18 protein-coding genes are annotated in these 21080 nt (G+C 40.3%); 5 read left to right on the top strand and 13 right to left on the bottom strand.

What is annotated here, in order from left to right:
• Positions 1-99: 99 nt before the first annotated feature.
• The 4 genes from ACWPUA_RS03355 to rlmD form a co-directional block, all read right to left on the bottom strand.
• Positions 100-1881: an ABC transporter ATP-binding protein gene (locus ACWPUA_RS03355; protein WP_414272590.1), complete on the bottom strand. Its 1782-nt coding sequence runs from the start codon at positions 1879-1881 to the stop codon at positions 100-102.
• 10 nt (positions 1882-1891) lie between these two features.
• Positions 1892-3628, bottom strand: a complete 1737-nt coding sequence (locus ACWPUA_RS03350; protein WP_254724445.1) for an ABC transporter ATP-binding protein — start codon at positions 3626-3628, stop codon at positions 1892-1894.
• 123 nt (positions 3629-3751) lie between these two features.
• Entirely contained in the window at positions 3752-4510 is a 759-nt protein-coding gene (tpiA, locus tag ACWPUA_RS03345) for a triose-phosphate isomerase (protein ID WP_006154694.1), read from the bottom strand.
• A gap of 117 nt (positions 4511-4627) precedes the next feature.
• Entirely contained in the window at positions 4628-5995 is a 1368-nt protein-coding gene (rlmD, locus tag ACWPUA_RS03340; RefSeq protein ID WP_254724446.1) for a 23S rRNA (uracil(1939)-C(5))-methyltransferase RlmD, read from the bottom strand.
• A 55-nt stretch (positions 5996-6050) separates the two neighbouring features.
• On the opposite strand from rlmD, the gene ACWPUA_RS03335 reads away from it, so the two are divergent.
• From ACWPUA_RS03335 to ntdP, 3 genes are all read left to right on the top strand, one after another.
• A complete protein-coding gene (locus ACWPUA_RS03335) occupies positions 6051-6827 on the top strand; it encodes an aminoglycoside 3'-phosphotransferase (RefSeq protein WP_454379093.1) in 777 nt (258 codons plus the stop codon).
• 10 nt (positions 6828-6837) lie between these two features.
• On the top strand, positions 6838-7614 hold the full coding sequence (recX, locus tag ACWPUA_RS03330; RefSeq protein WP_454379091.1) for a recombination regulator RecX: 777 nt from the start codon (positions 6838-6840) through the stop codon (positions 7612-7614).
• An 87-nt stretch (positions 7615-7701) separates the two neighbouring features.
• Positions 7702-8235: a nucleoside tri-diphosphate phosphatase gene (gene ntdP / locus ACWPUA_RS03325; RefSeq protein ID WP_004252157.1), complete on the top strand. Its 534-nt coding sequence runs from the start codon at positions 7702-7704 to the stop codon at positions 8233-8235.
• A 77-nt stretch (positions 8236-8312) separates the two neighbouring features.
• Here ntdP and ACWPUA_RS03320 read toward each other — a convergent pair whose 3' ends face one another.
• The 5 genes from ACWPUA_RS03320 to ACWPUA_RS03300 form a co-directional block, all read right to left on the bottom strand.
• On the bottom strand, positions 8313-9080 hold the full coding sequence (locus ACWPUA_RS03320; RefSeq protein WP_000567559.1) for an epoxyqueuosine reductase QueH: 768 nt from the start codon (positions 9078-9080) through the stop codon (positions 8313-8315).
• A gap of 67 nt (positions 9081-9147) precedes the next feature.
• Positions 9148-10347: an MFS transporter gene (locus tag ACWPUA_RS03315; RefSeq protein WP_454379088.1), complete on the bottom strand. Its 1200-nt coding sequence runs from the start codon at positions 10345-10347 to the stop codon at positions 9148-9150.
• A gap of 271 nt (positions 10348-10618) precedes the next feature.
• A complete protein-coding gene (asnS, locus tag ACWPUA_RS03310) occupies positions 10619-11962 on the bottom strand; it encodes an asparagine--tRNA ligase (protein WP_414317136.1) in 1344 nt (447 codons plus the stop codon).
• A gap of 147 nt (positions 11963-12109) precedes the next feature.
• Positions 12110-13288, bottom strand: coding sequence for a pyridoxal phosphate-dependent aminotransferase (locus ACWPUA_RS03305; protein WP_454379085.1), 1179 nt, complete (start codon positions 13286-13288; stop codon positions 12110-12112).
• Positions 13285-13773 (bottom strand): cell wall elongation regulator TseB-like domain-containing protein, encoded by a 489-nt coding sequence (locus ACWPUA_RS03300; RefSeq protein ID WP_414291197.1) that lies wholly within the window; start codon positions 13771-13773, stop codon positions 13285-13287. The genes ACWPUA_RS03305 and ACWPUA_RS03300 overlap by 4 nt, the downstream gene beginning before the upstream one ends.
• Before the next feature lie 268 nt (positions 13774-14041).
• On the opposite strand from ACWPUA_RS03300, the gene ACWPUA_RS03295 reads away from it, so the two are divergent.
• A complete protein-coding gene (locus ACWPUA_RS03295; protein ID WP_454379083.1) occupies positions 14042-14590 on the top strand; it encodes an NADPH-dependent FMN reductase in 549 nt (182 codons plus the stop codon).
• Positions 14591-14632: 42 nt separating this feature from the next.
• On the opposite strand, the gene ACWPUA_RS03290 is transcribed toward ACWPUA_RS03295, so the two are convergent.
• Positions 14633-15823, bottom strand: a complete 1191-nt coding sequence (locus ACWPUA_RS03290; RefSeq protein WP_004252136.1) for an O-antigen ligase family protein — start codon at positions 15821-15823, stop codon at positions 14633-14635.
• Between the two features lie 211 nt (positions 15824-16034).
• Between ACWPUA_RS03290 and birA the strand changes: the two genes are divergently transcribed.
• Entirely contained in the window at positions 16035-16970 is a 936-nt protein-coding gene (gene birA / locus ACWPUA_RS03285) for a bifunctional biotin--[acetyl-CoA-carboxylase] ligase/biotin operon repressor BirA (protein WP_303404225.1), read from the top strand.
• Positions 16971-17028: 58 nt separating this feature from the next.
• Here the strand turns inward: birA and ACWPUA_RS03280 are convergent, their stop codons facing one another.
• From ACWPUA_RS03280 to ACWPUA_RS03270, 3 genes are all read right to left on the bottom strand, one after another.
• On the bottom strand, positions 17029-18219 hold the full coding sequence (locus ACWPUA_RS03280) for an acetate kinase (protein WP_454379080.1): 1191 nt from the start codon (positions 18217-18219) through the stop codon (positions 17029-17031).
• 50 nt (positions 18220-18269) lie between these two features.
• Positions 18270-19223: a class I SAM-dependent methyltransferase gene (locus tag ACWPUA_RS03275; protein WP_454379078.1), complete on the bottom strand. Its 954-nt coding sequence runs from the start codon at positions 19221-19223 to the stop codon at positions 18270-18272.
• A 96-nt stretch (positions 19224-19319) separates the two neighbouring features.
• Positions 19320-20927, bottom strand: coding sequence for a CTP synthase (locus ACWPUA_RS03270; RefSeq protein WP_454379076.1), 1608 nt, complete (start codon positions 20925-20927; stop codon positions 19320-19322).
• Positions 20928-21080: the final 153 nt, after the last annotated feature.

Below are 21080 nucleotides of genomic sequence, written 5' to 3'. Positions count from 1 at the left end.
CTCATTATACTACTCCAAGTAGACAAAAGCAAGAAAATTAACCCATATTAAAAAAGTTGTAATTGACTGATAATTTAAGAAAATGAGTGGCTATTTACCCTAGCTATTTTCTCTGTTTTTACTAGAAAATTGACTTTGATAAAGGTCATAATAGAAACCTTTTGCAGCTAGGAGACTTTCATGATTTCCTTGTTCGATAATCTGCCCATCTTTCAGCACCAAAATTTTGTCAGCTTCCTGAATAGTCGAAAGTCGATGGGCAATGACAAAGCTTGTTCTCCCTTTCATCAAACGTTTCATAGCCTTTTGAATCAAGAGTTCTAGACGAGTATCGACTGATGAGGTCGCTTCGTCCAAAATTAAGATTGTAGGATCCGCCAAGAGAGCACGCGCGATAGTTAACAACTGTTTTTGCCCAAGAGAAATATTACTTGACTCTTGGTTCATTTCCATGTTATAGCCACCAGGAAGGGTGCGGATAAAGTGGTCAACATTGGCCGCCTTAGCAGCTTCAACGATTTCTTCATCTGTTGCATTCAGATTTCCAAAGCGAAGATTTTCCTTGATACTGCCTTCATAGAGCCAGGCATCCTGTAGAACCATCCCAAACTGGCGACGATAGTCCTGACGAGACAGGTCACGAATATCTTGGCCATCCACTAAAATGGCACCAGCTGTCACATCGTAAAAACGCATGAGAAGGTTAATCAAGGTTGTTTTCCCTGCTCCGGTAGGTCCAACGATAGCTACCATCTCTCCAGGTTCAACATCTAAATTAAAATTGCGAATCAATGGTTTGTTTTCCACATATTGGAAATCGACATTTTTGAAACTAACTTGACCTGTCAATGGTGCTAGTTCTTTCACTTCAGCAGTTTGAACTTCTTCCTGTTCATCTAAAACTTCGAAGACACGATCAAGCGAAGACTTAGCACTTTGCATTTGCCCAGCTAATTGAGTAATGTTTTGGATTGGTTGACTGACCTGCCACACATACTGAACGAAGGCCTGCATATTACCAATCGTCAAACGCCCTGCAATAACCTGCAATCCACCTAATACTGCAACAATCAGGTAGGTTAAATCAGATACGATGTGAAGGGCAGGCATCATCAATCCTGAAATAAAGCTCGCCTTGAATCCGACTTGTTGCAATTCATCCGTAATCTTTTCAAATCTCTCTTGAGAATTTTCTTCTCGTCCGAAAAGTTTTAAAACATTGAAACCTGTCAAGTTTTCCTGTACAAATCCATTCATACGTCCCAATATAGCTGCCTGCTGTTTAAAGTATGGCTGCGAACGGTTTAGAATCGTTTTGGCTCCAAAATAAGTCACTGGAATCGACAAGATAACAATGATAGCCAACTGAAGATTTAGATAGAGGACCATTCCCATAACAAAAATAATGGTAAAGACTGCATTAACAATCTGTAAGAAGGATTGTTGGAGTGCATTAGATACGGTCTCTACATCACTAGTAAAACGTCCCAGCAAATCTCCAAATTGGTGCTTGTCAAAGTAAGACACAGGGATGCGGTTGATTTTTTCGCTCATTTCATTTCGCAAATCCTGTATCATAGACTGGACAGCATTGGTCATGAAATAGTTTGAGTAGTAAGAACCCAACTCATAAAAAAGGCCACGCAAGAGATAGATCACCAGAATCACTGCGATATAGCTGGTATTAATCCCTGCTCCTGCAACACCATTTGCCATGGCAAGGAGGTTGCTGGTTAACTCAGTGATAGCAAGCCCCAATATGAATGGCTCGATAACACTCATTATGACGCTGACTATTTTCAAGAAGACTGCAAAGAAAACAGAGAAACGGTAGGCTTTTAAATAACTCCATAGACGAGCTAGGCTAGATTGTTGTTTCATCCTTTACCTCCTATTCTTCTGTCAGAGACGCATTTTTCAACTGCGACTCAGCAATTTCTCGATAGATGTCATTGGTTTCCATCAATTCTTCATGACGACCACGGCCAACTATTTCGCCCTTATCAAGGACGATAATCTGGTCCGCATCCATAATGGTTCCAACACGTTGCGCAACAATCAATACCGTAGCATCTTGAGTCACTTCCTTGAGACGACGGCGCAAGATAGCATCAGTACGGTAGTCCAAGGCTGAGAAGGAATCATCAAAGATATAGATATCTGGACCCTTGATGACTGCGCGGGCAATCGACAAGCGTTGCTTTTGACCACCTGATAGATTGCTTCCCCCTTCAGCTAGATGAGTTGCAAAACCTTCTTCTCGACTCTCGATAAAGTCCTTGGCTTGGGCTACATCAGCTGCTTGGTGCAAGTCCTCATGACTGGCGTCCTCTTTTCCGTAACGGAGATTATCTGCGATAGTCCCTGTAAAGAGCAAGGCTTTTTGTGGAATAAAACCAATTTTCTGGCGGAGTGATTTGAGACGGTAATCCCGGACATCAACACCATCGACCTTAATTTTCCCCAGTGTAACATCATAAAAACGAGGAATTAACTGAACCAGAGTAGACTTACCTGACCCAGTCGAACCGATAAAAGCAATGGTTTCTCCCGGTTTAGCAGTAAAGGAAATATTATGCAAAACAGGGCTTTCCGTCTCACCAGGATAAGCAAAGGTCACATTATCAAATTCTAAGTAACCATGTGTTTCTGTTTCTTGAATTCCGTCTTCATTTGGATCAATGGAAATAGGCATATCCATGATTTCCTTCAAACGCTCACTAGACACAGCCGTACGTGGATACATGGTAAAGAGGTTTGACAAGAAAAGGAAAGACAAGAGGGCGTGAAAACTATACTCGATGAAGGCTACCAAATCCCCAATCTGCAAACTTCCTTGCTTGAGAGGATCTAGAGCAAACCAAACGATAGCTACAATCATGGCAATAATGATTTGCACAAAAAGCGGCTCTGTCAAACCAGTCAATTTGAACAAACGATTTGAATTATCCGCATAGATTGCATTTTTCTCTTCAAAACGGATTTCTTGGAAATCTTCACGAGCAAAGGCACGAATCACTCGTAGCCCCATCAAATTTTCACGGACATATTGATTTATCTTGTCCAGTGTTTTCTGTTGTTTTTCAGATAAGGGGCGCGTTTTCACTGCCACATAAAGGACTACTACAGCTAGGAAAGGAACTGAAAAAGCGACAATCCAAGCTAGTGAGGGACTAGTTAAGAAAATCATGAGAATACTCGACAGCATCATCATGGGAGTGATCACACCCAACTTAAGCGTCTGCTCTGCAAACTGCATAAGGACAAAGGCATCACTAGTAATACGAGTCACCAATGAAGAAACACCAATTTGTTCATATTCGTGATGAGAATACTCTTGTAATTTAGCATAAACATCATTTCGCATATCCTTAACCATATTGGTGGTCAATTTACTAGCAGCATAGGATAGAACAACCCGCCCAAATGTCCCCAAGACGATAATAACCAACATTACGATAGCCCAAAAATAGAGCTTTTCTTCATTACCTTGATTAATCCCCTGGTCAATCATGCGAGCAAGAACAGTCGGTAGCCCAAGATTGACAATCACAAAGAAAATAGCTCCGAAGAAGTCTAACACTAGCCACTTGGGATAACGTTTGAGATAAGACCAAATATAAAGCATAATTCTCCTTTCCTTTTCATTCAAAATGCAGAAAAGAGCGTGCTTTCGCACGCCTTTTTACTAAAAGAAGACAGACAATCTTAACCTCGAGGGAGGGAACTGTCTGTCTCAGATATTTGAAGCTTATTTTACAAAGTCAAGCAATGCCAAGAAGCTTTCTGGATCAAGTGATGCACCACCAACAAGAGCTCCGTCAACGTCTGGACAAGCCATGTATTCTGCAACGTTTTCAGGTTTCACTGAACCACCGTATTGAACACGTACTTTATCAGCTACTTCTTGACCAAAGTCAGCTGCTACAACGTCACGAACAACTTTACACATTTTTTGTGCATCGTCTTGTGAAGCTGATTTACCAGTACCGATAGCCCAGATTGGCTCATAAGCGATAACTGATGAAGCTACTTGTTCTGCAGTCAATCCTGCAAGAGCAGCTGAAACTTGAGCACCTACGAATTCAGCAGCTTTTCCTGCTTCGTAAGTTTCAAGAGACTCACCACAACAGATGATTGGAAGCATACCGTTCGCAAAGATTGCTTTTGCTTTTTTGTTGATGTCTTCATCTGTTTCGTGGAAGTAGTCACGACGCTCTGAGTGACCGATCACAACATAGTCAGTACCGATTTCTTTCAAAACTTGTGGGCTAGTTTCACCAGTGAAAGCACCAGCATTTTCAAAGTAGCAGTTTTGAGCAGCAACTTTAAGATTTGAACCTTTAGCAGCAGCAAGAACAGTTGTCAAGTCAAGAGCAGGTACAGCAACCCCAGCTTCAACAAGGTCTGATGAAGGAAGTTTTGATGCTACAGCTTCAACGAATGCTTTTGCTTCTTCTGGGTTTTTGTTCATTTTCCAGTTACCAGCGATAAATGGTTTACGTGACATTTCACATACCTCTTTTTTCATTTTATTTTCTACTTATTTTATCATAAATATAGGGAGCTTGCAAATCTTACTCTGTAACTAGAAGTCTTCTTTTCAAATACTTTCCAGTCGTCAATTCTATTTAGAGTCTGGCTTTTTCCTGGTTAATTTGACCACTGCTTCTGTCCTAGCCGTGTGCGGAAACATATCAACTGACTGGATATAATGCAGGTCATAGACTTCAACCAAGCGGACTAAATCACGCGCCAGGGTAGATACATTGCAGGAAATGTAGACCATCTTTTCAGGAGCGTATTTGACGATGGTATCCAAGAGTTTGTCATCTAAACCGGTACGAGGCGGGTCTACAATCAAGGCATCGGCACGATAGCCTTCCTTGTACCAACGAGGGATGATTTCTTCTGCAATTCCAGCCTCATAGTGAGTATTGGTATAACCCATGCGCTGGGCATTTTCTTTGGCATCCTCAATAGCTTCTGGAATAATATCCATCCCTCTCAGACTTTTAACTTTTTTGGCAAAGGCAAAACCAATGGTTCCAACACCACAGTAGGCATCAATCAGATGGTCATTCTCATTTACGTCCAAGGCCTTAGCGGCTTCACTATAGAGGATTTCAGTCTGTTCAGGATTGAGTTGGTAAAAAGCTCGTGGTGAAAGAGAAAATTCATAATCAAGAACACCTTCGCCTATACTATTTTGACCCCAAATAATTTCAGTCTTGTCCCCATAAATCTCACTAGTTTTAGCGGTATTGGTATTGACTGCGACAGTCACTACTTCAGGATAATCCTTGACTAAATCTATCACAAATTGAGTCAGATTTAATTGACGATTGGTCACAATGATAATCTGAACTTGCCCAGTTTTCCGTGCGCGACGAACCATGATGGTCCGAACTCCAAGGATTTTTCGTTCATCCGTAATCGGAATTTGATGATAGGTCAAGAGCTCAGAAATGCGGTTGGCAATAGCTTGTGTCTCCTTGTCTTGAACCAGACAGTCTTTTAACTCGACCAAATAATGCGAATTTTGAGCATATAATCCTGTCTTGACCTGACCCTTAAACTTTCGAGTTTGGAATTGCAGTTTAGCTCGATAATACTTGGGTTCCTGCATACCAATGGTTGGTCTAATCTCAAAGTTTTCATAGCCTGCAGGTGCAAATTTTTTCAGAGCTTGATGGAGAAGATCCGTCTTGAACTCCAGCTGCTTGTCATAGTGCAGATGCATGATTTGACAGCCACCACACTCATTATAAATGGTACAGTCTGGAACCACTCGAAACTTAGATTTTTTATTGACCTCAAGCAGTTTGGCCTCAACGTAATTACGCTTAACAGAAGTCACCTGACAATAGATATCTTCTCCCTTGAGGGCACCTGGAACAAAAACAAGGGTTTTCTGGTAAAATCCGATACCCTCCCCGTTTATCCCCATACGCTTGATTTTTAATGGAATTTTTTGTTTGACTTTAAGACTCATAAGTCTATTATACCACGTAGTTTCTCAATGTTTAAGAATATGTTACAATAAAACCATGAATACAAAGATATCTCACTTTTCCCCATTGGATTTTCCTGAGCAATTACGAACTTATATAGAGGGAGCAACTCTTTCTGACAGCTCTTCTCATTCAGGCGCAAGGGTTCTCTATCTTGATTCAGGTTACTATTTGAAAATAGATCAAAAGGGAAGATTAGAGCGAGAAGCTAGCATTGCAAGTTTGTTTGAACAAGAAGGAATAGGAACTCCAGTCATCCACTATCTATCTACAAATAAAGACTACCTTCTGACGAAAGAGGCTATTGGCCATGATGCTCTCGCTTTTTTAGATCAGCCAGATAAAATTTGCCGAACCATGGCCGAGGCTCTTAAAAAACTTCACAGCTTTTATCCGCAAAATTTCCCATCAGAAAATCATTTACAGGCCTATAAAGACAGAGCCTTGAAAAACTATGAAAAAGGTGAGTTCTATGCCAAGGCTCTCCTACCCCAATTCCGGATTAGCAGCCGTGAAGAGGCCTTCCAGCTCATTCGAGAACAAGGGCACCTTTTAAAGACAGATGCCTTTATTCACGGGGATGCCTGTCTACCGAACTTTATTCTAAAAGAGGCTGACCACTTTTCTTGCTTTATTGACCTTGGCTTAGCTGATTTCAGTGACCGACATATCGATCTCTTTTGGACAGTTTGGTCCCTCAACTATAACCTACATGACCCTAAATACGCTGAACTATTTCTTGACTATTATGGGAGAGAACAGGTCGATGTAAATAAACTTCGACTCGTTGCTGCCTTTGAAGCGTTTGGATAAAAGGAAAACCATGAAAATCACAAAACTAGAAAAGAAAAAACGTCTCTATCTGCTAGAACTTGATAGCGACCAAACCTGCTATATTACAGAGGATACCATTGTTCGCTTTATGTTGACCAAGGATAAGGAAATTAGTCCTCAAGAGTTTGCAGAAATTCAGACCTTTGCACAATTTTCCTACGGAAAAAACTTGGCGCTCTACCACTTATCCTTCAAGGCCCGTACTGAAAAAGAAGTCAGAGATTATCTTGTTAAACATGAGATTGATGAGAAAATCATACCCCAAGTCATCCAAGCTCTCAAGGAAGACAACTGGATCAATGACCGTCAGTATGCCTATGCGATCATCAATTCCAATCAGCTATCTGGCGACAAGGGAAGCTACATGCTGATACAAAAGATTTCTCAAAAAGGAGTTGCTAAGACCCTTATCCAAGACGTCTTACAAGAATTTAACATGATGGAAGTCGCAGAGCGTACAGCCGAAAAACTACTGAAAAAATATCAGGGTAAATTGCCTGCTCGCGCTCTACAAGATAAGATAATCCAAAATCTTACCAACAAAGGTTTTTCCTACTCGGAAGCTAAAATAGCCTTTGACCAACTGGATAGTCAGGTCGATGAAGAAACTGTCCAAGAGCTGATTTTTAAAGAGTTGGATAAGCAATATCGAAAATATTCGCGTAAGTATGAAGGATACGAACTCAAGCAGCGTTTGACCCAAGTTTTAGCACGAAAAGGCTACGATTTTTCGGATATAGCCAGCGCTCTCAGAGAATATCTTTAATTTTTTCATGAAAAACTAAGAACTTTAAACAAAAATGTGATACAATAGTAAACGATAAACTTATAAATTGTAGAAAGTTGGTTAGTTATGAAACTTCCAAAAGAAGGCGACTTTATTACAATTCAAAGTTATAAGCATGATGGGAGTCTTCACCGTACTTGGCGAGACACCATGGTACTAAAAACAACAGAGAACGCTATTATCGGCGTCAATGACCATACACTCGTTACCGAGAGTGATGGTCGTCGTTGGGTGACTAGAGAACCGGCTATTGTTTACTTTCACAAGAAATATTGGTTTAATATTATCGCTATGATTCGTGATAATGGTATTTCCTACTACTGCAATATGGCTAGCCCATACTATCTAGACGAAGAAGCTTTAAAATACATCGACTATGATTTAGATGTTAAAGTTTTTACAGATGGTGAGAAACGCCTCTTGGACGTCGAAGAGTATGAACGTCACAAGCGCAAGATGAATTATCCTGATGATTTAGACTATATTTTGAAAGAGCATGTTAAGATTCTTGTTGATTGGATCAACAACGAACGAGGCCCCTTCTCAGAAGCCTATGTCAACATTTGGTACAAACGCTACGTAGAACTAAAGAATCGGTAAAGTTGTCAAAGGTCAGGAACAAAATCCTGACCTCGTTTTTTTATAAGCAAAAAACCTGCCTTGAGGCAGGTTTTCCTTTAAATATCTAACTTTGTAACAGTAAATTTGATGTGAGAATAATCTTTCTCGATATCCTTATCAACCATAAAGGCGGTTGCATCCTTCTTGACCTGTACCAAGTCAATATTTTGAGCTTGAGCTGCATAGACACAGCCACAGTAACATTGGCGATAAATGTCGTACTCTTCACACATTTCTACAGAGCGTTTATAACCTTGATTTTTCTTAAAATCACTCGGAAGATAGTGAGTGGTGTAGATTTTCTGCACATCAATTCCAATACTATTAATCGTTTGCGAATTTTTGTGAGGACTGATGGTTAGGGCTGAGCCAAAGTAGTCAAAGCCTAAGTCCATAGCCACTTGCGCTGTCTTGTCCAAGCGATAGTCAAAACAAACCTTGCAGCGATCGCCACCTTCAGGTTCTTCTTCCAAACCTCTGACCAGCTGACGGTATTCGTTGGGTTCATAGGGTGCTTCTAGATATTGAACCTTGTTGCCAGTTCGTTCATTGAAATCACTGACAAACTTTTTTGTCACATAGGCACGCTTATGATACTCAGCTTTTGGATGGATATTTGAATTTGCAAAATAGATGGTCACATCCGCATACTTGGTCAAATACTCTAGAGTGTAAGTGCTACAGGGAGCACAACAGACGTGCATGAGAATAGTTGGTCTCTCTTCATTTTTTTCCCAAACTTGAACCATCTTTTGCATGACACGGTCATAGTTGATCTTTTGATTGGGATTCATCTTACTTAGAATTTCTTCTACATCAATCATGCTCTTCTCCTTTTCTTCTTGCTATTGTACCACAGGATCTTTCTTTGGGCAAATAGGGTTTCGTGCTTTATTCAGTTTTTAAGTCCTGATTTAATAGCTTCCCCATCCTTTTTAGACCAATTCTTAAGATAGGATAGGTTAATAGTAAAATAAGACCTAGAACTAAAAAGACAGCTACCAGACCCCAACGATCAATCAACCAACCTGTCAATGGGAAAATGACAATCATAGATAAACTAAAGAGCATAGAATTGATACTAAGCATAGTTGCTCTTACACTGGACGGTAAATAGCCTTGTAAGTCATTAAAATAGATTGGTTGATAAACTGCATAGAGTATATCGGTTAAAAGATAGACGAGAAGAAAAGCAAAGGGAGTTCCAAAAAATACCAATAGTAAGGCCAAGCCCGTTAGTGCAACAAGAGTCGGAAAAACTCGATTGCTATTCCATTTTTTACCGATTTGACTAGCTACATAAACTGCTATAAGATTTAAGCCACTACCAATCAGCATGACCAGTGAAACCTGCCATCCTGCTAAGTCACTTATTTTCTGCTGATAGTAAAAGTAAAACATGCACATGAGTGTTCCGACTAGCTGATAAGTCATCATCCAATAAAAGAGTACTGGTTTTTCATGCCATTCTTTTCGAACTTGCAGGACAATCTTTTTAAAGGTTAAGATTTCATTTATTTCTCTCTTAGCCATTGGTTCTTTCATCAAATAAATCAAGATTATAGAAAGAAATGATAAGCCAATAGCGATTAGATAGGTCCAAGCCAAGGCTCCGTGAATAAAGAATCCTGCCACAACTGTACCTAGGGTTCGAGTCACTTCTGCCACACCAGACAAAAAGCTAGAAATCTGAAGATAACGTTCCTTTTGACCAGCTTCAACTGCAGAATCATATAAGAAAGCGGTGCTGGTTCCCGAGTCAAAATTATAGGACCAAGCACTGACCATCATAGCAAGAGCATAAATCCAAAAATTCCCCTGACCAAGTAAGATCAAGATAGAGGATCCAATACTGGCCAAGCGAGCCAAATAGAGATTAGTCTTGTAGCTAAATCGATCGGCCAACATACCAGATGGGATCTCACACAAGAGACTCGTCCCATGAAAGATACTCTCTAAGAGACCGATTTGAAGTAAGGAAAGACCATTCTGAATAAAAAATAAAATCCAAAAACTGGTAATTCCAAAATAAGATGTAAATTCCAGTCCTGCTAGGAGTGGAATATTGCGTTTGTAAGTTCTTTTAAACATTGTTTTCTCTCTTTCAATATATAATATGAGTTTTTCTAAAAGACTTACCTAGATTTGCCTACATTTTCTCCACCTCTTTCATTTAAAGTGAGAGTGGGACAGAAATCGGTAATTCGTTAGAATTCGATTTCGTCGTCCCACCTCCGCACAGTTGAGTAGGGCTGTAAAAGCTGATGAATTCAGCGTGGTAGAGCCCACTCAACCACTGCGTCTTGCTCGATAATCCAAAGACAATTGAGAGGCTAGGACTTTTGTCCCAGCCTCATAGTTATTAAGGTTTGATACGGTGCAACATACGTGGGAATGGAATAGCTTCACGGATGTGTTTAGTTCCAGCTGCGAAGGTTACCATACGCTCGATACCGATACCAAATCCACCGTGTGGTACTGTACCATATTTACGAAGGTCAAGGTAGAATTCATACTCTGTACGATCCATACCAAGTTCATCCATCTTAGCTACAAGGGCATCGTAGTCTTCCTCACGCATAGATCCACCGATGATTTCTCCGTAACCTTCTGGCGCAAGCAAGTCTGCACAAAGCACGCGCTCTGGATTTCCAGGAACTGGTTTCATGTAGAAGGCCTTGATGGCTGCTGGGTAGTTCATGACAAATGTTGGTACACCAAAGTGGTTTGAAATCCAAGTTTCGTGTGGTGAACCGAAATCATCTCCATGCTCAAGATGTTCGTAGTCAGCATCTTCGTCGTTCTCATGCTCTTGCAAGAGGTCAATGGCTTCATCGTAAGTAATGCGTTTGAACGGCTCAGCAATATAGCGTTTCAAGAGCTCTGTATCACGCTCCAATGTTTCCAAGGCTTGAGGAGCACGATCAAGAACACCCTGAAGAAGAGCTTTTACATAAGCTTCTTGCAAGTCAAGTGACTCGTCGTGTGTTAAGTATGAGTACTCCGCATCCATCATCCAGAACTCTGTCAAGTGACGGCGAGTTTTTGATTTCTCTGCACGGAATACTGGACCAAAGTCAAAGACACGTCCTAGAGCCATAGCACCTGCTTCAAGATAAAGCTGACCAGATTGACTCAAGTAAGCTGGTGTTCCAAAGTAGTCTGTTTCGAAAAGTTCTGTAGAATCTTCTGCAGCATTTCCTGAAAGGATTGGGCTATCAAATTTCATGAAGCCGTTCTTGTCGAAAAACTCATAAGTCGCATAGATAATCGCGTTACGGATTTGCATAACCGCTACTTGCTTACGAGAGCGGAGCCATAAGTGACGGTTGTCCATCAAGAAGTCAGTTCCGTGTTCTTTTGGAGTAATTGGGTAATCTTGAGATTCACCGATCACTTCGATGTCTGTAATATCCAACTCATAACCAAATTTTGAGCGCTCGTCTTCTTTGACAATACCAGTCACAAAGACAGACGTTTCTTGGCTTAGACGTTTGATGGTGTCAAATTTTTCAAGACCTACTTCTTCTCCAAATTTTTCGATAAAGTTTGGCTTGAAAGCCACGCCTTGGAAGAAGGCTGTTCCGTCACGCAATTGCAAGAAAGCAATTTTCCCTTTTCCTGACTTGTTAGCAACCCAAGCACCAATAGTGACTTCTTGACCAACGTAGTCTTTTACTTCGATAATTGTTACACGTTTTGTCATGTTTTATCTTCCTTTTTTTTTAACTTGTCTAAAGACATTATTACCCACTATTGTACCACAAATAATGCCTGATAGCTAGATTCTATCAGAGAAAAATCTCAGGTTATATCCAAAAAAATCTCCGTCAAGACGACGAAGATCTTATTTTTATTTTTCCATAAATTGGTGCAAGCGACGAATAGCTTCTTTGAGTGTATCTAGGTCTGTCGCATAGCTGAGACGGACATTCTCTGGTGCTCCAAATCCTGCTCCTGTAATCAGGGCCAGACCAACTTCCTCAAGAATAGCCGTTGTAAATGCTGTTACATCTGTATAGCCTTTCATCTCCATAGCTTTTTTGACATTTGGGAAAAGGTAGAAAGCTCCTTGCGGTTTGACTACTTCAAAGCCAGGGACTTGGCACAAGAGAGGATAAATGGTATTGAGACGTTCCTCGAAAGCCTGACGCATGGTTTCTACGGAGTCTTGTGGACCAGTTAAGGCCTCGATTGTTGCGTATTGTGAAACAGCGGTTAGGTTAGAAGTTGTTTGACCTGTTAGTTTACTCATAGCAGCAATAATTTCTGGATCACCTACTGCATAACCAACACGCCAACCTGTCATGGCATAAGCTTTAGATACACCATTGATGACGATGGTTTGCTTGCGAATGGCTTCTGACAGACTAGAGATTGGGACAAATTCATTTCCGTTATAGACCAAACGTCCATAAATATCATCTGCTAGAATCAGAATATCATGCTCAACTGCCCAATTTCCAATGGCTAATAATTCCTCACGAGAATAGATCATCCCAGTCGGATTAGATGGTGAGTTTAGTACCAAGACTTTAGTCTTATCTGTGCGAGCTGCTTCTAATTGCTCCACAGTTACTTTAAAGTGATTGTCTTCCTTGGCTTGGACAAATACTGGAAGACCTTCTGCCATCTTAACCTGATCCCCATAGCTGACCCAGTAAGGAGTAGGAATGATTACCTCATCTCCAGGGTTGATAACAGCCATAAAGAAAGTATAAAGGGAAAACTTGGCACCAGTCGCAAAAGTCACCTCGTTAGCTGATACAGAATACCCATAGTAACGTTCAAAATAGGTATTGACTGCTGCTTTTAACTCAGGCAAACCTGAAGCTACCGTATAGAAAGACGCGCGACCATCTCGAATGGCTGCAACCGCAGCATCCTGAATATTTTCAGGAGTATGAAAATCGGGCTGACCTAAAGTCAAGAAAAGAACGTCTTTTCCTTCAGCTTTTAACTTCTTTGCTCTTGCATCACTAGCCAGAGTAACGCTTTCTTCCATCTCTAAGACACGTTTGGATAATTTCATTGTTTCTCCTTTTCGACTAAGGCGCCAGATTCAAAATCTACTAGATAATAGTCTCCTCCAGACTTGATTTCCCAGACAGGCTTTTCAGCGTACCGTCCGAAGGTAATCTTGTCGATCTCAGTTGCTCCTTTTTCTCTGACAACTGCTTCTGCTTTTTCTCGAGAAGTACCATTTTCTAGTTGATATACGTAAATATTGTTGCTACTTTTCTCTATTAAGACAGCAACTGGTTTCTGGTTCTTATCTTGGCCAAGAACACTATAATAGCTTTCTAAACCATTGAAGATATCAATCTGGCTAACCGTTTCTAGATTTGCATACTGCTTAGCGAGTCTCTCACCTTCAACCTTTGCAGTTTGATAAGGCTTCATGCTGAGCCATACCAAGTAGAGAAAGGAAGAAGTGATGACTAGAGTTAACAAAATTATACCAATAATGTACTGAAATAATAGGGAATTTTTTTCTTTTTTCTGTCTCTTTTTCACTCGTCTATTTTACCATCTATCCTAGTGAATTACAAGTGAAGTTAGGGGAGGAATCTGGATTTTCAATACGTTTTTAGGATATCATTACATAACTTCAAGCCGTGTTTTTATAGACTTTTCTACAGTCTTCATTTTTAATTAAAAACTTAGATTCTATTGATTTTATTTTCTGAGCATATCCCTTGCAAATGATTTTATCGTGTTGTAACATATATTATAACAACAGAGTGATTCTGATTAAAAGATTGAAATTTAAAGGAGACTCCCTATGTCTAAAAAAATATTGTTTATCGTTGGTTCACTTCGTGAAGGTTCATTCAACCACCAAATTGCACTAGAAGCTGAAAAGGCACTTGCTGGCAAAGCCGAGGTAAGTTACCTTGACTACTCAGCCATTCCTCTCTTTAGCCAAGACCTTGAAGTTCCTACACTTCCAGCTGTTACAGCGGCTCGCGAAGCTGTTCAAGCTGCTGATGCCATCTGGATCTTCTCTCCAGTCTACAATTTCTCAATTCCAGGGACTGTAAAAAACTTACTAGATTGGCTTTCACGCGCCATTGACTTGTCTAACACTCGTGGAGCATCTGCTCTTCAAGATAAGATTGTTACGGTATCATCTGTAGCTAATGCTGGACACGATCAACTCTTTGCGATTTACAAAGACCTTCTACCATTTATCCGTACACAGGTTGTTGGTGATTTTACCGCAGCCCGTGTTAATGATTCTGCCTGGGCAGATGGGCAATTAGTCCTTGAAGATAGCGTCGCTGCTTCTCTAGAAAAACAAGCTGAAGATTTACTTCAAGCTATTCAATAATAAAAAAGATAGTAGAAAATCTCATTTCTACTATCTTTTTGTTTATTCAACAAACTCTCCGATCATACTATGTTTTAATGGCAAACTACACATTACCAAAAGGAAGATGAAGGAGGATTGAATCCAAAAGAGGGCCAAATCAAAAATGCCATGCACAGCAACTACTGTTAAGAATGAAAGATAAAGACCAACAATTGGACGCTTGCTCGGCTCCTGACTCATATCAATCAACATTCGAATTGGACCAGAAGAAGCTATTCCTAACAATACCGTTCCAACCACACCGTAACTCAATATCGTATCAATGTATATACTATGAGCATGTTCGTGATAAGGAGCAAAAATACGGGGATAGGAATGCATATAAGTTAGGGGACCCTCACCCCAGAAGGGATTTTGTTTGAATAAGGTCATACCAGCATTCCAGATCGACACTCGTTCTTCCATAGACGAATCGAGCGTCCCCATTCGAACTCCCAAATCGCTCGAGAAGAGAAAGGCTAGACCAACACCAAATACTCCGATACTGAGCCAGAAGGCACGCCAGTTCTTAATGGTTGTGAAAAGATAAATAATCGCACCAAAGATAATAGCTGGAAAAGCTGTTCTATTTTGGGTGAAATTCAAGCCAAACAAATTCGCAAAGATTGCAATGAGAGAGAAAATTCTCAACCATCTCAATCTAGTCGTACTAATTAGGTAAAATCCAATCATAATACAGAAGCAACAGATAATCCCATAATAATTAGGATTAAAGAAGGCTACCTCTGCACGGTTCTGATGCCAGACCTGCATCTTAGGTGATAAGAAAGTATAATCAAATTTCTTTACAATCTGAAAGTGCTCTAAGGCTGCAAAAACTGATGCTAGCACACTAAGCGACATAACCGATTGCAATACCAATCTGAAAAACTTAGGGGTTAAATGGGCTTGGTAATAATAAAAGAAAATTGCAAAAAGGAACATTCCTAAAGTGGAAACCATCCCCATCACATTTTGAGCTAAAAGAGAGATAACACCACTATAGCCGATAAATAAAAGTAAGATAGAATGGTGGGATAATCGTTTTAATATCCCCTTCATCTCTCCTGTAAATATTAGACCTATTAAGTAGGCGATAAAAATAATAACGAAAATATAAAAAGGCAAGAAAATACTTAGAATAACAGCTAGTAAGACTAGCTCTTGCTTGGATAAGCCTTTCAATTTTTCAATGATACCTATTGATTTCACAACAGATCCTTTCTCTCTGCGCTATAAAGCTCAGATAAATAAACTATTAAAACATTTTACCATTTTTCAAATGATTTGAAAACCACTTTGTCCATGTCATCCTGACTAAAACTAGGTAAAATTTTATAGCGAGCTAAGATATCTCTCAAAGCGCGCATCCTTTTTTAAAAATATGGTACAATAAATCTAGTTGTTCCAGAAAGGACCTAGTATGAAATCCTACCAAGAAGTTTACAAAATCTTAGCTCATGAAACAGATTATTTAAGCGGAGAGAAAATCGCTGAAATATTAAACCTCTCTCGCACCTCTGTTTGGAAGGCTATCCAACGCCTCCAGCAGGAAGGTTTAGAAATTGACAGCATCAAAAACCGTGGCTACAAACTTCTTCACGGTGATCTAATCTTACCTCAAGAAATAGAAGCTAACAGCCCAATCTCAGTTCAATTTAAACCTATCACCAAATCAACCCAGAGTGATGCCAAGGAGGCCATGGAAGCTGGTGCCAAAGGAGACACACTCTACCTATCAACAGGCCAAACTATGGGACGTGGTCGATTTCAACGCCCCTACTATTCTCCAGAACAAGGTGGGATTTACATGTCTCTCCACCTCAAGCCCAATCTCTCTTATCTAGATCTACCAGCTTATACACTCCTGACTGCAGCCGCAATTTATAAGGCTGTTAAAAACCTTTGTCTAATTGATTTAGATATCAAATGGGTAAATGATTTATACCTAAATCAGAAAAAAATAGCCGGTATTCTAACCGAAGCCATCACTTCTGTCGAAACAGGCCTTGTTACAGATGTTATTATTGGTGTTGGTATCAACTTTTCTATCGCTGATTTTCCAAAAAACCTACAAGGGAAAGCTGGAAGTCTCTTCTCTCAAAATAGCCCAATCACTCGCAACGAGCTGATTGCAGAAATCTGGAAATGTTTCTACGAAACCGAGGCCGATGAGCTGCTTTACCTTTATAAAAAACAATCAATTGTTTTAGGCAAAGAAATTTCCTTTAAGAAAGATCAAGAAATCATCTCAGGAAAAGCTTGTGATATCTCTGACCAGGGTCAACTACAAATCCAATTAGCTACTGGTGAAAAAATTTGGCTCAATAGTGGCGAAGTTTCACTCACTAAATGGTGAAGATTTTTTAAAAATAAAAAAACGACCTCTCTTTCGAAAAGGTCGTTTTTCTTATCATTTATTTTTTCAAACGCTCCACATCACGCGCAATTACAAGTTCTTCATCCGTTGGGATGACAAGTACACGAAGTGTCGCAGCATCTGTAGAAATGTCTCCAGTTACTCCAAAGACATTTTTCTCTGGGTCTAGATCACAACCAAACCAAGAGATACCTGAAATAACTTTCTCACGCACAAGAGTTGCATTTTCACCAACACCAGCAGTAAAGATAATAGCATCTGCCCCGTTTAGGACTGCTAAGTATTGTCCAATGTATTTTTGGATACGGTCAACATACATTTCAAAGGCAAGAATAGCATCGTGATTGCCTTCGTTCACGCCATTCTGAACATCACGCATGTCACTTGATAAACCTGAAACGGCCTGAAGACCAGATTCACGGTTTAGAATACGACTGATATCTTCTGGAGTCTTGAAGTCTTCTGTATGTTCCATCAAGTAAGGAATGATAGCAGGGTCGATATCTCCAGTTCTTGTTCCCATCATAACACCAGCAAGTGGAGTGAATCCCATAGAGGTATCGATTGATTGACCTCCCTTAACAGCTGTGATAGAAGCACCATTACCGATATGGCAAGTGATCAATTTCAACTCTTCTAGTGGACGTCCCAAAAGTTTTGCTGCTTCTTGAGCAACGTACTGGTGACTTGTACCGTGTGCTCCATATTTACGAACCTTGTTTTCTGTATAGTACTTAGTTGGTAATGGATAACGATATGCCTTTTCTGGCATTGTTGTGTGGAATGATGTATCAAAGACTGCTACACTTGTAATATCTGGCAACAATTCTTTGAAGGCACGAATCCCAGCTGCATTGGCAGGGTTGTGCAATGGAGCAAGAAGTCCTAGTTCTTCAATTTTTTCTAAGACATCACCTTCAACAACTGTAGACTCTTTGAAGTACTCTCCACCTGCAACAACACGGTGTCCGACACCAGTAATTTCATCATAAGTTTTAATAATATTAAAACGAATCAAGTCATCAAGTAAAATCTTAACAGCCAAGGTATGGTTTTCAATATCAAGAACTTGTTCTTCAGAACGACCATCAAACTTAACTGTTGAAACAGAATCCTTCAATCCGATTCGCTCAATTAAACCTTTTGCAAGCACCTTTTCTTCTGGCATTTGATATAGTTGCCATTTCAAGCTAGAGCTTCCAGCGTTAATTGCAATGGTTTTTGTCATAAATTTATTCCCCTTTTTAAGCGTTTTCAACTATTATACCAAAATTTGCACTAGATTTCATGCCCTTGACACCAATTTTGAAAATTTTCCTTAAATTCCATCAAAATTTCAGGGTCACGAAGACTGGTAAGTGGATAAACAAATGGTTCAACTCCTTCTCCTGTCTTCTTTTGTAGGACAAAAATGCTCTTAGACTGAGCTCCTTGAGCGAAGAGATCCTCTGGTAAGGCCACAATAGCCACTAGTTGGGCCTGTTCAGTCAGCCATGATTTCAAAAGTTCACTCTGAGGACTTGTCAGGAGATCTGTTGGAGCTAGAAAAATCGCATAGCCTCCTGTTCTGAGATACTTGAGCGATTGTTCCATTAACAAATGATGAGCATAAGTATGTTCATTCTTAGCCGCTACTTGATAACGTGAGGCTATCTGATCATCTGGATAGTAACCGACAGGCAGGTCGCTCACAATGATGTCACTTTCTTTTAATACTTGTGGACGTACTGCATCTCCTTGGACAAAGCCCATTTGAAGATCCATTACTTCCGCCATGCTTGCCGCCAAGTCAATCAAGAGGTCATCAAGTTCTATTCCCAGGTAATCTACCTTTTTGTTCATGGACGTTAAGAAACTAGCTCCCAGAATTCCCATCCCAGATCCCAATTCCAATAAGCTCACATTTTCAGCAGGGAAAAGTTGTTCAATGATAAAAATCATCAAGTGACCAACCGCATCCGGTGTGAACTGGTGATTGGCTTGAAGAGGTTCTGTTTGAGCTGCCTTCATTAACAAAAATTGATAGGTCCGTAACCACTCCTCTTTTCGAAGTGCCAAACGTTTCAAAGCTTGATTGTTTTTCTTGACATCTTCCAGATTTGTCTGACCATCCAGATAGATCCCATTTTGTTCAATCAAGGCATCATAAAAACTTGTCGCCAAATCGTTTTGAATGATTTGGACATTTTCTAGTAAATAGGTATATGCTTGTTCAATTTTTTCAAAATCCATAATCTTATCTTACCAAATTCAGAGCTGATTTTCCAGATTTTCATAATACTGAAAACAAATAAAAACCTCTGAGATGACTCTCAAAGGTTTATTCTACTATTTACTATTTTCAACAGTTGCTGTTACAAAAGCAGTGTAAAGTTCTTCTGGACGATTTGGACGACTTGAAAGCTCTGGATGGTACTGACAAGCCACAAAGAATTTGTTTTCTGGGATTTCAACAATTTCGACCAAGCGATTGTCTGGTGAAACACCTGAGAAGACAAATCCTGCCCCTTCAAACTGTTCACGGAAGGCATTGTTAAACTCATAACGGTGGCGGTGGCGACGTTGGACCACTTCTTTGTTATGATAAGCTGCCGCTGCCTTAGAACCACGTTTCAACTTAGAAGGATAAAGTCCTAAACGAAGGGTTCCCCCCATGTCCTCAACATCAATCTGATCACGCATGATATCGATGATTGGATATTTTGTATCAGGATCAAGCTCTGCTGAATTAGCCCCTTCAAGTCCCAAAACATGACGAGCAAACTCGATACAAGTCAATTGCATTCCCAAGCAGACTCCCAACATTGGTACATCGTTTTCTCTAGCATAGCGAATCGCTTGAATCTTACCCTCAGTGCCACGTTGACCAAAACCACCTGGAACGATGATTCCGTCAGCGTCAGATAGAAGTTCTGCCACATTGTCAGCTGTCACATCGTTAGCATTGACCCAATCAATCTTGACTTCTGTATCATTGGCATAACCAGAGTGTTTCAAGGCCTCTACGACAGAAATGTAGGCATCTTGCAACTCGACATACTTACCAACAAGAGCAATTTTGACTTGTTTTTTTAGATTCATAACCTTATCAACCATAGCTGACCACTCTGTCATATCTGCTGCCGGTGCATCAATCTTCAAATGGTCACAGACGATTTGATCCATGCCTTGGGCTTGCAGATTAAGCGGAATTTGATAAAGATGATCTACGTCTAAGGACTCGATAACAGCTTCTGGCGCCACATCACAGAACTGGGCTAGTTTGTTTTTAATCCCTTGTCCTGCTGGTTTTTCTGTACGAATGACTAACATATTTGGCTGTATTCCCAAACCACGCAATTCTTTGACAGAGTGTTGAGTCGGCTTGGTCTTCATTTCTCCAGCCGCCTTGAGGTAAGGAAGCAAGGTCGTATGGATATACATGACATTATCTGCTCCGACATCAGTCTTCATCTGACGGAGCGCTTCTAAGAATGGAAGGGACTCAATATCTCCAACTGTTCCACCAACCTCTGTAATAATAACATCAGAGTCAGTTGTTAGGGCAGCACGCTTGATTTTTTCTTTCAAGGCATCTGTAATATGAGGAATGACTTGGACAGTTGCACCGAGGTACTCTCCACGACGTTCTTTACGCAGAACTTCGCTGTAGATTTTACCAGTTGTCACATTTGAGTATTTATTGAGATTAATATCAATAAAACGTTCATAGTGACCCAAGTCCAAATCTGTCTCAGCCCCATCATCTGTTACAAAGACTTCCCCGTGCTGGTAAGGGCTCATGGTCCCTGGATCGATATTGATATAAGGGTCAAATTTTTGGATGGTTACCTTCAAACCACGATTTTTCAAGAGCCGTCCTAGGCTCGCCGCAACGATCCCTTTCCCAATAGACGACACCACACCACCAGTTACAAAAATATATTTCGTAGACATAGATTCCTCTTTCTAAAATGCTCAAGATCTTATTCACTAGAGGGGGACTAAGAAAACAAGACCTTCACCGATAACTACAATCCAGGATAATAATTCCCCTGGAAAAACAAAAATAGCTCCCTAGAAACTAGGAAGCTCCGACCTCAAAAAGAG

It is taken from the genome of Streptococcus sp. Marseille-Q6504, assembly GCF_965111625.1.
Note: the sequence above shows the minus strand (reverse complement) of the source record. Positions and strands in the feature narration are given on the sequence as shown.